The organism is Devosia sp. CN2-171 (assembly GCF_049354815.1).
Lineage (GTDB): Bacteria > Pseudomonadota > Alphaproteobacteria > Rhizobiales > Devosiaceae > Devosia_A.
The window spans coordinates 2,980,464-2,993,660 of sequence record NZ_CP186479.1 but is presented as its reverse complement, the minus strand read 5'-3'; the positions used below and the strand labels follow the sequence as shown (position 1 = coordinate 2,993,660).

Genomic DNA, 13,197 nt, shown 5'->3' with positions numbered 1-13,197 from the left:
AGAGGCGGTTAACAAGTACTTTCCTAGGTGATTTGACCATATGCGCCCTTCCGGACGCCAGCCAGACCAGATGCGGGCCGTGACGCTCGAACGCAATGTTTCCCCCAAGGCCGAAGGCAGCTGCCTCGTCAGCTTTGGCGGCACCCGCGTCTACGTGACGGCGACGGTCGAGACGACGCTGCCGAGCTGGCGGCGCGGTTCGGGCCTCGGCTGGGTCACGGCCGAATACGGCATGCTGCCGCGCGCCACCGACTCCCGCACCCGGCGCGAAGCCGCTGCGGGCAAGCAGTCGGGCCGCACGCAGGAAATCCAGCGGCTGATCGGCCGCTCGCTCCGCGCCGTGGTCGACATGCAGGCGCTCGGCGAGAACCAGATCACGCTGGATTGCGACGTGCTTGAAGCCGATGGCGGCACCCGCACCGCCTCGATCACCGGCGCTTACGTGGCGATGGCCGATGCCATCACCTGGCTCAAGGAGCGCAAGCTGACCAAAGGCGAACCGCTGCGCGATTCGGTGGCGGCGATCAGCTGCGGCATCTATCGCGGTACCCCGGTGCTCGACCTCGACTATCTCGAGGACGTCGAGGCGCATACTGACGCCAATTTTGTCCTAACCGGCAGCGGCAAGTTCGTCGAAATCCAGGGCACGGCAGAGCAGGAGCCGTTCAGCCGTGACGAGCTGAACCAGCTGATGGGGCTGGCGGAAAAGGGCATCGCCGATCTGACTCTCATCCAGAAGGCGGCGCTCGCGTAATGGCCGACAAGCTCACATTGCGGCGTGGCGACCGGCTGGTGCTGGCGACCCACAATGCGGGCAAGCTTATGGAGTTCAAGGAGCTCCTCGCCGGCTTCGGGCTGGACATCGTCTCGGCTGCCGAACTCGGACTGCCCGAGCCGGAAGAGACCGGCACCACCTTTGTCGAGAACGCCCGTATCAAGGCCCATGCCGCGGCCAAGGCCGCCAACGGTATCGCCTTGGCCGACGACTCCGGTCTCGCCGTCGATGCGCTCGGTGGTGATCCCGGCGTCTACACGGCGAACTGGGCCGAGACGGCCAACGGCCGCGACTTCAAGATCGGCATGCGCCGCGTCGAGGATGCGCTGCAGGCGGCTGGCGCCCAGGGCCCGTCGGAGCGGCACGGCTCGTTCAACGCTACGCTCTGCCTCGCCCATCCGGACGGGCGCGATCAGCTCTATATCGGCAAGGTCGAGGGCACCATCGTCTGGCCGCCGCGCGGCGACCAGGGGCACGGGTTCGATCCGGTGTTCATGCCGCAGGGTTTTGACATCACCTTCGGCGAGATGCCGCCGGAGATGAAGCACTCCTGGGCGCCCGGCAAGGTCGGCCTCTCCCATCGCGCCAAGGCTTTTTCCAAATTCGTCGACGATGTCCTGGGAGGCGGCGTTGAGCACTGAAACGCTCGGTCACAACTCGGTCGATCCGCGCTCCAACGGGCTGTTCGGGGTCTACGTCCACTGGCCCTTCTGCGCCGCCAAGTGCCCCTATTGCGACTTCAACTCGCACGTCCATCGCGGCGAGTTCGATGAGCCGGCCTATGTCGAGGCTTACGCCAGGGAACTGGCGCATTTCGCCCGGCAAACGCAGGGCCGGACCGTGCAATCGATCTTTTTCGGCGGCGGCACGCCCTCGCTGATGGATCCGCGCTCGGTCGAGGGCATTCTCGATGCCATTGCCCAGCACTGGACCATCGATTCGCGTGCCGAGATCACGCTCGAGGCCAACCCCACCTCGGTTGAGGCAGAGCGCTTCCGCGGCTATCGCAGCGCCGGGGTGAACCGGGTGTCGCTCGGCGTGCAGAGCCTGCGCGAGGGGCCGCTGGCCGAACTCGGCCGCCGGCATACGGTCGACGAGGCGATCGCCGCGGTGCGGCTGGCGCAGTCGATCTTCCCGCGCTCGAGCTTCGATTTGATTTATTCGCGGCCCAAGCAGACTTTGGCTGACTGGGAAGACGAGCTGACGGAGGCCCTGTGGCTGGCCGAGGCCGGGCACCTGTCGCTCTACCAGCTCACCATCGAGATGGGCACGCGCTACTATGACCTGTTCAACGCCGGCAAACTGAAGATGCCGGACGAGGACCTCAGCGCCGACTTCTACGAGCTGACGCAGGAACTGACGCAGAAGGCCGGCCTGCCGGCTTACGAGATTTCGAACCACGCCCGTCCCGGCCAGGAAAGCCGGCACAACATGATCTACTGGCGCTACGGCGAATATGTCGGCGTCGGTCCCGGCGCGCACGGGCGGCTGCTGATCAACAACCAGCGTCACGCCACCGCGACCGAAAAGATGCCGTTCGACTGGCACAAGAAGGTGCTGGCCCGCGGCCACGGCCTCGTCACCGACGACATCCTCACCTGGGAGGAAGAGGGGGACGAGATGCTGGTAATGGGGCTCAGGCTCCGCGAGGGCATCGATCCGCGCCGCTTCCACCGTATCGCCGGCCGCGCCATTTCTGAGCGCCAGATCAACGAGCTCAAGGCCATCGGCTTCGTCGAAACCCTGCCCAACGGCTTTATCAGGGTGACCGACAAGGGCTGGCCGGTGCTGGATGCGGTCGTGGCGGACTTGGCGGCCTAGTTGCACTCCGGTTCGTAAACCGCTTTACTAAAGCCGTTTAGCCACCGGACCTGCCGATGACCCTGCCCGACGATCTGATCCTCTCGCCCGAGGATGAAGTCTCCATTCGCCAGCATCTGCTGCTGGTGGCGCTGGCCAAGCGACCGGCGGACCTGGCGATCGAAGTCGGGCGGCTGCTGTCGGTGCATTCGCGGCACTGGCTCGAGGACCAGGAGATCGTCATCTCCGGCCGCCGCATCGCCTATATCGGGCCGCGCGGCAGCTATCGCGGCGAGGTGAAGGCGCGGGTGAGCTATCCGAACCTGAGCGCCGTGCCTGGCTTCGGCGAAGTGCACAAGCATATCGAATCGACCCACATCACCCCGGAATATGAAGCCGCCCTGGTCATCCCGCGTGGTAACACCTGGACCTGCGAGGCGAGCCACGAGTTCGCCAATGTCAACGGGCCGAAGAACCAGGAGTTTTGGCAGAAATCGCGCCTCGCCGGCTCGCCGCTGAAGATCTTCATCCAGCCCGGCTCGGCCGTGCCGCCAAGCGCCTGGGAAGAATCGGGCGGGTACTACGGCTATGAGGAACAGGCCGATTTCCTCGAGCACGACATGGGGACGGTCAGCCTCGACGAGGTGATGGACTGGCCAGCGGTGTGGAACCCGGACAACCCGGGCTATAGCCGCATGTGGGGCATGATCGGCGCCACTTTCGAGAAGCGCGGCGTGGTCGAGGGGCATGGCTCGGGGCTGATCGACCCGCATGACCTCTCGGCTTTTGCGGCCGCCGGCATCTCTTCGGACCACGAGGTCTGGGCCTTCCAGGAGGCCTGGGAGCGGCTGAGCCACGGCATCTTCACGGAGCTCCGGCCGTTCTCCTATGACGTCATAATGCCCCAGCTGATCGAGAAGCTCGAGGATTGGCAGAACGTCGCCTTCACCACCGACGATCGCTCCGCCACCGAGACGCTGGAGAAGGGCGCGTCGGACTACAATGTGCGGCTCGCCATCGAATATGGGCTGGCGCCCGAGATCGCTATCCAGTGTGCGACCATCAATCCGGCCCGGCATATGCGCATCGACCAATGGGTCGGCTCGATCTCGCCGGGGCGCTATGCCGACATAGTATTGCTCGAAGACGTGAAGACCCTGTCGATCCGGCATGTCTATGCCGACGGCCAGCTCATGTCGGAGGGGAAGACATTCCTCGGCCCGCTGGCCCCCATCGACTGGCCCGAGTGGACGACCAAGACCATGAATGTCGGCCGGACGTTGAGCGCCGCGGACTTCGCCATCAAGGCCGAGCCGGAGCGCGAGACCATGCAGGCGGCGGTGCTCAGGCCCTTCCATTGGAACGAGGATTTCTGGGTCCGCACCCTGCCGGTCGAGGGTGGCGAAGTGCAGCGCGACACCAAGGCGCTGATCACCAAATGGGCGCTGGTCGACCGATATCGCGGCGATGGTGCGGTGGCGAAGATGTTCTGGGCCGGCTGTGGACCGGTGGACGAGGACACGGCGCTCTGCTCCTCGGTGGCGCATGACAGCCACAATGTCTGGTGCGTCGGCTCGTCCGATGCGGCGATGGCCAAGGCCGTGAACCGGCTGCAGCAGATCGATGGCGGCTGGGTGCTGGTGCATAAGGGCGAGGTCGCCGCCGAGATGCGCTTCGAGGTCGGCGGGCTGATGACGGCGCGCTCGGCCGAGGCCTATGATGTTGATATGCAGGCGTTTTATGCTGCGGCAGCGAAGGTTGAATGGATGTATCTGGCGGGCGGCGACAACCTGTGGAAGCCCGGTTTTCCCGAGCACCTGAAATTCGCGACGCTCACCTGCTCGCCGTGGCGCTGGGTGCTGGTGGCGCCGTCGGAAGCGTGTCCGGAGGGGTTCGTCAACGTCCAGACCGGCGAGCAGCACAAGGTGGTCTGGTGACGGGGGTTCGCGGGCGGGCCATCCGCGGGACTTTCGTCCATGCGCCGAAGCGCGGCGCGGTGGAGGTGCTTGAGGATGCGTTGATCTTCGTCGGCGAAGATGGCCGCATCGAGCGCATCGCGCCGGCTGCCGGCGGGGTGCCGGAGGGAACGCTGGAGCTGCCGGCTGCGCAGATCGTGATTCCTGGTTTCGTCGATCTGCATGTGCACGCGCCGCAATATCCACAGCTTGGGCTGGCGCTCGACGAGCCGCTGGAAGTGTGGCTGGGCAAATACACCTTCCCGCTCGAGGCGCGCTATGCCGACCTCGATTTCGCCCGCGAGGCCTATGGCACGCTGGTGCGCGACCTGCTGGCGGGCGGTACGACCACGGCGCTGTATTTCGCCACGGTGCATAGGCAAGCGACTGAACTGCTTGCGGAAATGTGCCTCGCGGAGGGTCAGCGGGCCCTGGTCGGCAAGGTGGTGATGGACCTCGCCGAGAGCTGCCCGGACTACTATCGCGATGCCTCGCCCGAGGCAGCGATTGCCGACAGCCGCTCCGTGATCGAAGCGATTCGCGCCCTGCCGGACAATGACCGGGTTCTGCCGGTGATCACACCGCGCTTTATCCCCTCATGCACCGACGAGGCGCTGGCGGGGCTTGGTGCGCTTGCCGCGGAGTGCGCTTGCCACGTGCAGACCCATTGCTCGGAGAGCGATTGGGCCCATGGCTATGCGCTTGAAAGATATGGAAAAACGGACGCCGAGGCGCTGGACGGTTTTGGGCTTTTGACCCGTAAGACCGTGCTGGCGCACTCGGTGTTCCTCACTGATGCCGACATGGACCGGGTCAAGTCGCGTGGCGCCGGTGTGGCGCATTGCGCTCTCTCCAACGCCTATTTCGGCAATGCCGTGTTCCCGCTGCGCCGGGCGCTGGAGAAGGGCGTGCATGTCGGCCTCGGGACCGATATTTCGGGTGGCCCGTCTGCCTCGATGCTCGACGCGGCGCGGATGACGGTTGCCGTGTCGCGTATGCTGCAGGATGGCGTCGACGCGACGGATTCACGTGAAACGCGTGGCGTGGCGAACTCGCGGGTCGACCTGCTGACGGCGTTCCATCTCGCCACCGCGGGTGGTGGTGTTGCGCTCGACCTCGATATCGGCCTTTTCCGTCCCGGTTATCACTTCGATGCCCTGATCATAGACGCCACGGCGGAGGCGGGGACTATTCGGTTGTTCGGGGCGCAAGCAGCTGATCGGATTGAGCAAATTCTCTACACTGCGAGCAAGCCGAACATCGCGGCGACCTTTGTCGGCGGCGATCTCGTGAGCGGTCGCCCCGAAAGCACCACCGCTTCGCCGCCGAGCTGAACGGGTCCTGTCAGTTCGATCAGGTCAGTTGAGCTGACCTGCTGAAACAGCCAATCTGAACCGATCATCAACGTCACCTGAACGGGAAAAATGCCCAGATCCGTCTATCTCGCCGGCCCGGAAGTCTTCCTGCCCAATGCGCGCGAAATCCTCGATTTGAAGATCGCGCTGACGCGTGAGGCGGGGCTGGTGCCGATTTCGCCCGGCGACCTCGAATTTCCCAAAACCGATAGCAAGTGGGAGCTCGGGCTGGCGATCAGCCGGATCGACGAGCAGCTGATGAACTCGGCCGACGCGATCATCGCCAACCTGACACCGTTCCGCGGCATCGCGGCGGACACGGGCACGTGCTTCGAGCTCGGCTTCATGTGCGCCCAGGGCAAGCCCGCCTTTGCCTATACCAATGTGCGGGCCGACCATGGCGAGCGCACGCGGCATCACTTTGGCGGCGAGTGGTACGCCGATGCGGAGGGCAAGCCGCGCGGACCGGATCATCTGCTGATCGAGGATCTGGGGTTCGCCGACAACCTGATGTTGCATGGCGGGGTCGTGAACCGCGGTGGCGAGATGGTGGTGGGCGATGCGCCGGTGGGGCAGGAACTGACCGATATGACCGCGTTCCGGCGCGTGCTCGCGGTGGTGGCGGCGCGGCTGGCGTAAGCCGCGAGCACCAGGAAGACGGCGGGAAAGCGCGCCCCGACCAGGATCAGGCACCGCCGTCAGCCATGGCTCAGCATCACGGTCTGGGCGAGCCGGGTCATGCAGTGCTCGAATCGAGGGGCATGTGGCAAAGTCGGGAGACGGAGGCGCAGGGTGAAGGCTTGCGGATCCGCGTTGCGGGGAGTTGGGAGCGGAACGTGACGGTTGAATGGGAAACGACGACCGCTGGAGAGGCAGGCTTTGCAGAGAATTTCGAACGGAAGTTCGATGCGGGGCTCGAGTCCGGGCTGCTCCGCGACTTCCACGCCGTCGCCTTCAGCCGCAACGGCAAGCTGGTGAGCGAGCACTATTTCGAGGGGCGCGACGAAGCGTGGGGCGAGGACCTCGGCCACATGGTGTTCGGACCCGATACGCTGCACGACCTGCGGTCCGTGACCAAAAGCATCACCAGCCTGCTCTATGGCATCGCGCTGGAACAGGGCCTCGTGCCGGAACTCGACAGGCCGGTGGTCGACGGCTTTCCCGAATACCCAGACCTCGTAGCCGACTCTGATCGCCGCAAGGTGACAGTCGAACACACCTTCAACATGGCCATGGGCATGGAGTGGGACGAGAGCCTCCCCTACACAGACGCAAGGAACTCGGAAATCATGATGGAGCAGGCGCCCGACCGCTATCGCTTCATCCTTGATCGCCCAATCATCGAGCCACCTGGCCAGCGGTGGATCTATTCGGGCGGCGCCGTGGCGCTGATCGGCGCACTGATCACCCGCGGCACGGGGCAATCGTTGACCGACTTTGCGCGGGCCAACCTCTTCGAACCGCTCGGGATCGACGCCTTCTTCTGGTGCGCCGGTGCCGACGGAGAGGAATCGGCGGCTTCGGGACTACGGCTGACGACCCGCGGGTTGCTGCGGATCGGTGACATGCTCGCCAACGGTGGAGCATTCGGGGGTCGGCAGGTGGTACCGCAGAGCTGGATCGATGCCTGCCTGACCCCGGCGATACAGACCTCCTTCGATACCGGGTACTCGCGCCTGTGGTATCTCGAAACTGCTTACGCTCCGGCGTTCGAGGGTACCCGCCCATGGGCCGGCGGATTCGGCAATGGCGGCCAGCGCTTGTGGTTCTCGCCTTCGACCGGCATTGCCGCGGTAGCGTACCTCGGCAAATACAACGACTGGTCGAGCTGGATCATGCCGACGCGCTTCTGGCACGAAATGGTGATGCGCAACTTCGAGCGAGCGTAGTGCGGCGGATTACTCCGCCGCAGGTGCTGCCGTATCAGCCGGCGTCTTCACCACCGGCGGCTTTGGTGGCCGTGGGGCGCGTTGCTTCACGCGCTTGATCTTGACGCGCTTCACCTGACGGCTGTCGGACTGCAGGACCTCGAACTCGAAGCCCTTGATGCCGTTGACGTGCTCGCCCTTGGCCGGAACGTGGCCGGCGAGTTCGAAGACGAGGCCGCCCAGTGTGTCGACTTCGTCCGCATGCTCGCCCGGATCGAAATCGGGGCCGATGACGTCGCGGACTTCGGTCAGCTCGGCGCGCGCCGAGGCGATGAAGACGTTGGAATTGACCTTGCGGACCAGCGCCACGTCGTCGTCGTGCTCGTCCTCGATCTCGCCGACCACTGCTTCGAGCAGATCCTCGATGGTGACGAGCCCGTCGGTGCCGCCATACTCGTCGATGACCACGGCCATGTGGACGCGTTTGAGCTGCATCTGCTGCAACAGGTCGCCCACCGGCATCAGCGGCGGCACGAACAGCACCTGGCGGACGATATCGAGCTTTTCGAGCCTTGAGCGCAGCGGGGTCGAGACCAGCTTGACCGGCAGGGGCGCCTCGGGGTTGGCGACCGGCTCGGTGATGCGGCGCAGCGCATCCTTGACGTGGATGAAGCCGGTGATGTTGTCGAGGCTGTCGGAATAGACCGGCATGCGCGAGTGTCCGACCTGGCGGAACCGCGCGACCAAGGTCGCCAGCGTCTCGGTGGTTTCGATCGCCTCGATGTCGGCGCGCGGGATCATCACGTCCTCGACCCGCTTTTCGGCGAGATCGAGCACGTTTTTCAAGATTGTGCGTTCGGACTGGCTGAAATCGGCCGTGCCGCCGGAGGCCTCGCTCTCGAGCGCGACCTCGAGGTCGTCGCGCAGCGAAGCCGTGCGCATGGCGAGGAGGCCGCGCATATAGTGCCAGATTCGCTGCCCCCACGACGCGGTGGGGGCGGGACTAGAGGGAGGCTCGGTAATGGACTTGGTGGCCGGCTTCTTGGCCGGGGCAGACGGAGTATCGGTCTCGTTCATCTCTATGGCCGCATCGCGGCCTTCAATTCATCGGAGCGCCTAATCTAGTCGTCGGCATAGGGATCGGCAATGCCGAGACTGGCAAGGATTTCGGTTTCGAGCCCCTCCATCTCCTCGGCGTCCTCGTCCTCGATGTGGTCGTAGCCGAGCAGGTGCAGGAATCCATGCACCACGAGGTGGGTGAAGTGGGCTTCGAGCGTGATGCCCATGTCGTTCGCTTCGTTCTGCACCGTACCCAGCGCCAGCGTGATGTCGCCGACGAGGCCCTCGACGGGACCTAAGGGCTCGATTTGCGGGAAGCTCAGCACGTTGGTTGATTTGTCGATGCCGCGCCACTGGCTGTTGAGCTCGCGCTGCTCGGCGTCATCGGTCAGAACGACCGAGACTTCGGCGACGCCTGTAACAGGCGCCTCGGACTGCTTCAGCGCCTCGCGGATGGCGCGCTCGGCGACGGCCTCGAGACCATCGGGCCAACCTTCGGCATTCACCGCGAAGGCGATCGACAGGGGAGACTTGGTAGGCAAGTTCAGGCCTTGTTCTGTTCCGCCAACCGGCGTGCGGTGTCGGCTTCATAGGCCCGCACGATCCGGCCGACAAGCGCGTGGCGCACCACGTCCTTGTCGTTGAAGCGCGAGATATGGACGCCCTCGACCCCATCGAGGAGGTGCACCGCTTCGACCAGTCCTGACTTCTCGCCGCGCGGCAGGTCGACCTGGGTCGGGTCGCCGGTGACGATCATCTTGGAGTTTTCACCGAGGCGGGTGAGGAACATCTTCATCTGCATCGACGTGGTGTTCTGCGCCTCGTCGAGGATGACCACGGCATTGGCGAGAGTACGGCCGCGCATGAAGGCGAGTGGCGCCACTTCGATGATACCCGAGGTGATGCAGCGCTCCACATGCTCGGGGCGCATCATGTCGTAGAGCGCGTCGTAGAGCGGGCGGAGGTAAGGGTCGACCTTGTCCTTCATGTCGCCGGGGAGGAACCCGAGGCGCTCGCCGGCTTCGACGGCCGGACGGGAAAGGATGATGCGGTTGATGTCGCCGCGCTCGAGCAGCGAAGCAGCATGGGCGACGGCAAGGTAGGTCTTGCCGGTACCGGCCGGGCCTACGCCGAACACCAGTTCGGCCCGGTCCATGGCGCGCATATAGGCATCCTGCGCCGGCGTACGGGCGACGATGGTGGCCTTGCGGGTGGCGATCTGGGCCATGCGGACGCGGCCCTTTTTCTCGAGTGTGGGAAGCGTGAGCTGGCTGTCCTCGGTCTCGATCATGCGGATCACGCCATCGACGGTCGCCACGTCGAGGGCCTGGCCCTCTTCGAGCTGGCCGTAGAGCGATTCAAGGACGCGCCGTGCCTGATCGACCGCCGACGCGCCGCCGCGCAGCATGACGTGATTGCCGCGCGGTGTAGCCTGCACGGAAAGACGCTGTTCGATGAGGGCGAGGTGCTGGTCGAAATCGCCGTAGAGTTGGGCGGCGAGCTTGTTGTCTTCGAAGGCGAGTTCAAGCTGTGAGGACGGGCCGTGGTCTAAAGACGGGGGCAAATGCCTGCTCAAATCTCTGTGGGCTCCTAGTGCCGTTGTTGGTCCCCTGGTCGGGGACCAGGCTCCATTTCGGCCTCAGATATGGGCCGCTATGGCTTGAGACTCAATAACGCTAGCAGGATTCGGTTCCGCCACTGTGACAATCTTGCCGATCAGCGAATTATTCCGGGCCTCGACGATTTCGACCGGAATGATCTGGCCGATGAGTCGCGTCGGGCCATCCATGTGCACGGCCTGCAGGTATGGCGAGCGGCCGCCGATCTGGCCGGGATGCCGGCCCGGTTTCTCGATCAGCACCGGCAGGGTGCGGCCGACCACCGAGCGATGGAAGGCGTGCATCTGGGTATTGATCTGCTCGTTGATGCGGGTGAGGCGCTCGGCCTTCTTGGCTTCGGGGACCTGGTTTTCCATCGTCGCGCCGGGCGTGCCCGGGCGGATCGAGTATTTGAACGTGTAGGCCGAGGCGTAGCCGACCTCGCGCACGACCTGCATCGTCGCTTCGAAATCGGCGTCGGTCTCGCCGGGGAAGCCGACGATGAAATCGCCCGACATCGCCATATCCGGCCGCGCCGTCTTGATGCGCTCGATGACAGCCATGTACTCGGCGACGGTGTGCCGGCGGTTCATCGAGCGGAGGATCGCGTCCGAGCCCGACTGGATGGGGAGGTGCAGGTAGGGCATCAGCGCATCGAGGTCGCGATGCATCTCGATCAGCTCGTCGGTCATGTCGAGCGGGTGCGAGGTGGTGTAGCGGATGCGGGCGATGCCGGGGATCAACGACAGGCGGTAGCACAGTTCGCCGAGGCCGACCGTACGGCCACGGGAATCGAGCCCGTGATAGGCGTTGACGTTCTGACCGAGCAGCGTCAGCTCGCGCACCCCACCTTCAGCTAGCGTCTCGGCTTCGCGCAGTACCTGTTCGAGCGGGCGCGAGGTTTCGGAACCGCGGGTGTAGGGCACGACGCAGAACGAGCAGAACTTGTCGCAGCCCTCCTGCACGGTGAGGAAGGCAGTGAGGCCGCGCTTGAGCGTCACTTCCTTCTTCGCCGCCGGCAGGTGCTCGAACTTGTCTTCCTCGGGGAAGTCCGTGTCGACGACACGGGCGCCGTTGTGGGCGCGGGCGAGCAGTTCGGGCAGGCGGTGGTAGCTTTGCGGGCCGAAGACGAGGTTCACGGCCGGGGCACGACGGACGATCTCGTCGCCCTCGGCCTGCGCCACGCAGCCGGCAACGCCGATCATCAGGTCGCCGCCGGTGAGCCGGCGCTCGTCGCGCATCTCGCGGAGGCGCCCGATCTCGGAGAACACTTTCTCCGAGGCCTTCTCGCGGATGTGGCAGGTGTTGAGCACGACGAGGTCGGCATCCTCGGCCGCCTGTACCGGCTCGTAGCCGTGCGGAGCGAGGGCGTCGGCCATGCGATCGGAATCGTAGACGTTCATCTGGCACCCGTAGGTCTTGATGAACAGCTTCTTGGACGTGGGCTCGGGCGTCGTCTCGGTCATGGGGCGGAAATACACCGGATGGCGGTGGAAGGCAAAGGAAGGGCGGCCCACCCCTACTCCGCCGCTATCGGCAACGGGGTGCCGCGGTTCAGCGCCACCAGCATCCTCCGGACTTCGTTCTCCGTCTCCCGCGCCAGCAGCTTTCTGTCGGCGCCGGCGGTGAGCGGGCGGGGGGTGCCGAAGGCGAGGGTGACTTCGCGGGTGCCGCCGGTGAGGATTTCCCTGATGTTCTGCTTGACCGACTTGGACTTGATCCAGGCGATCAGCGAGCGGTCGGTCCGGCCGACCGGGAGGCCCTGGAGCTTGGTATAGGCGATGGTCAGCGGCTGGATCATCACCTCGCCGGCCCCGGCTTCCTCCATCGCATGCTGCGCCGCGCCGATCAGGGCCGAGCGGAAAGGGAGGACGTGCGTGCCGAGGTCGGATTGCCCCTCGGCGAACAGCAGGACCGCGCCGCCAGATGCCATACGCTTGCCCATCTCCTGGCTGACCCGCTTCGCATCGGAGCGCTTTTTGCGATCGACATAGAGCGTGCGCTGCAGCGAGGCCATGAAGCCGACAAAGAACCAGTTCCGGATTTCGGACTTGGCGACGAAGGTGACATCGGCGCGCGAGCCGACGGCGATGATGTCGGTCCACGACACGTGGTTCGAAACGATCAGCGTGGCCCGGTCATGCGCCGGCTCGCCGACGACCCTGACCTTCATGCCGAGGAAGCGCGCGCCCATTGCGTGAAACCAGCGCGGGATCTGGTTGTTGAACCACGGACTGCGCGACACGAGGAACTGCAGCGGCACGAAGACGATGAGGAACGGGATGTAGAGGAAGACGAGGAACAGGAGGCGCAGGATCATTTCTTGTTGTCCCCGCTTTCCTGGGTCTTGAGCGGCACCGCGTAGAGCTCGAGCCGGTGATCGACCAACTGGTATCCGAGGCGCTTGGCGATCACTTCCTGGATGGCCTCGATTTCCTCGTTGCGGAACTCGATGACCTTTCCCGAGCGGATATCGATCAGGTGGTCGTGGTGCTCGTCCGGGATGAGCTCGAAGCGGGCCCGACCGTCTTTGAAATCATGCTTGGTGACCAGACCCGATTCCTCGAAGAGGTTGAGGGTACGGTAGACGGTCGACAGCGAGATGCGCGCATCGATGGCGCTGGCACGGCGGTAGAGCTCTTCCACATCGGGATGGTCGACAGCCTGCTCGATCACCAGCGCGATGGTGCGGCGCTGATCGGTCATGCGCATGCCCTTCTGGGCACACTGCTCTTCGAGGGTCTGCTGGACCTGGGGTCTGCTCATCGCGTGCCCGGTCTCCGTTAA

Annotated in this window: 13 protein-coding genes; 7 read left to right on the top strand and 6 right to left on the bottom strand. The window is 64.9% G+C overall.

The features are described 5' to 3' along the window. Nucleotides 1-40 precede the first annotated feature (40 nt). The 7 genes from rph (at nucleotide 41) to ACOYW5_RS14755 (ending at nucleotide 7,774) form a co-directional block, all read left to right on the top strand. Nucleotides 41-754, top strand: a complete 714-nt coding sequence (gene rph, locus ACOYW5_RS14785) for a ribonuclease PH (RefSeq protein WP_423065653.1) — start codon at nucleotides 41-43, stop codon at nucleotides 752-754. Beyond that, nucleotides 754-1,416 (top strand): non-canonical purine NTP pyrophosphatase, encoded by a 663-nt coding sequence (locus ACOYW5_RS14780; protein WP_423065652.1) that lies wholly within the window; start codon nucleotides 754-756, stop codon nucleotides 1,414-1,416. The genes rph and ACOYW5_RS14780 overlap by 1 nt, the downstream gene beginning before the upstream one ends. Then, entirely contained in the window at nucleotides 1,388-2,596 is a 1,209-nt protein-coding gene (gene hemW, locus ACOYW5_RS14775; protein WP_423065651.1) for a radical SAM family heme chaperone HemW, read from the top strand. Before ACOYW5_RS14780 ends, hemW begins: the two co-directional genes overlap by 29 nt. Before the next feature lie 56 nt (nucleotides 2,597-2,652). Beyond that, the gene (locus tag ACOYW5_RS14770) at nucleotides 2,653-4,512 is read left to right on the top strand and encodes an adenine deaminase (RefSeq protein WP_423065650.1); all 1,860 of its coding nucleotides are present in this window, start codon (nucleotides 2,653-2,655) and stop codon (nucleotides 4,510-4,512) included. Next, entirely contained in the window at nucleotides 4,509-5,864 is a 1,356-nt protein-coding gene (guaD, locus tag ACOYW5_RS14765; RefSeq protein WP_423065649.1) for a guanine deaminase, read from the top strand. The genes ACOYW5_RS14770 and guaD overlap by 4 nt, the downstream gene beginning before the upstream one ends. A 90-nt stretch (nucleotides 5,865-5,954) precedes the next feature. After that, nucleotides 5,955-6,524 carry a nucleoside 2-deoxyribosyltransferase gene (locus tag ACOYW5_RS14760; RefSeq protein WP_423065648.1) on the top strand — a complete coding sequence of 190 codons (570 nt, stop codon included), beginning with the start codon at nucleotides 5,955-5,957 and terminating at the stop codon, nucleotides 6,522-6,524. 197 nt (nucleotides 6,525-6,721) lie between these two features. After that, on the top strand, nucleotides 6,722-7,774 hold the full coding sequence (locus tag ACOYW5_RS14755; RefSeq protein ID WP_423065647.1) for a serine hydrolase domain-containing protein: 1,053 nt from the start codon (nucleotides 6,722-6,724) through the stop codon (nucleotides 7,772-7,774). Nucleotides 7,775-7,783: 9 nt separating this feature from the next. On the opposite strand, the gene ACOYW5_RS14750 is transcribed toward ACOYW5_RS14755, so the two are convergent. The 6 genes from ACOYW5_RS14750 to ACOYW5_RS14725 form a co-directional block, all read right to left on the bottom strand. Beyond that, nucleotides 7,784-8,830, bottom strand: coding sequence for a hemolysin family protein (locus tag ACOYW5_RS14750; RefSeq protein WP_423065646.1), 1,047 nt, complete (start codon nucleotides 8,828-8,830; stop codon nucleotides 7,784-7,786). Nucleotides 8,831-8,874: 44 nt separating this feature from the next. Beyond that, on the bottom strand, nucleotides 8,875-9,354 hold the full coding sequence (gene ybeY, locus ACOYW5_RS14745) for an rRNA maturation RNase YbeY (RefSeq protein ID WP_423065645.1): 480 nt from the start codon (nucleotides 9,352-9,354) through the stop codon (nucleotides 8,875-8,877). Between the two features lie 2 nt (nucleotides 9,355-9,356). After that, entirely contained in the window at nucleotides 9,357-10,376 is a 1,020-nt protein-coding gene (locus ACOYW5_RS14740) for a PhoH family protein (protein WP_423065644.1), read from the bottom strand. Nucleotides 10,377-10,451: 75 nt separating this feature from the next. Next, the gene (gene miaB / locus ACOYW5_RS14735) at nucleotides 10,452-11,876 is read right to left on the bottom strand and encodes a tRNA (N6-isopentenyl adenosine(37)-C2)-methylthiotransferase MiaB (protein ID WP_423069474.1); all 1,425 of its coding nucleotides are present in this window, start codon (nucleotides 11,874-11,876) and stop codon (nucleotides 10,452-10,454) included. Nucleotides 11,877-11,929: 53 nt separating this feature from the next. Beyond that, complete coding sequence (locus tag ACOYW5_RS14730; protein ID WP_423065643.1) at nucleotides 11,930-12,730, bottom strand: lysophospholipid acyltransferase family protein; 801 nt, start codon at nucleotides 12,728-12,730, stop codon at nucleotides 11,930-11,932. Next, entirely contained in the window at nucleotides 12,727-13,176 is a 450-nt protein-coding gene (locus ACOYW5_RS14725; RefSeq protein ID WP_423065642.1) for a Fur family transcriptional regulator, read from the bottom strand. Before ACOYW5_RS14725 ends, ACOYW5_RS14730 begins: the two co-directional genes overlap by 4 nt. Nucleotides 13,177-13,197: the final 21 nt, after the last annotated feature.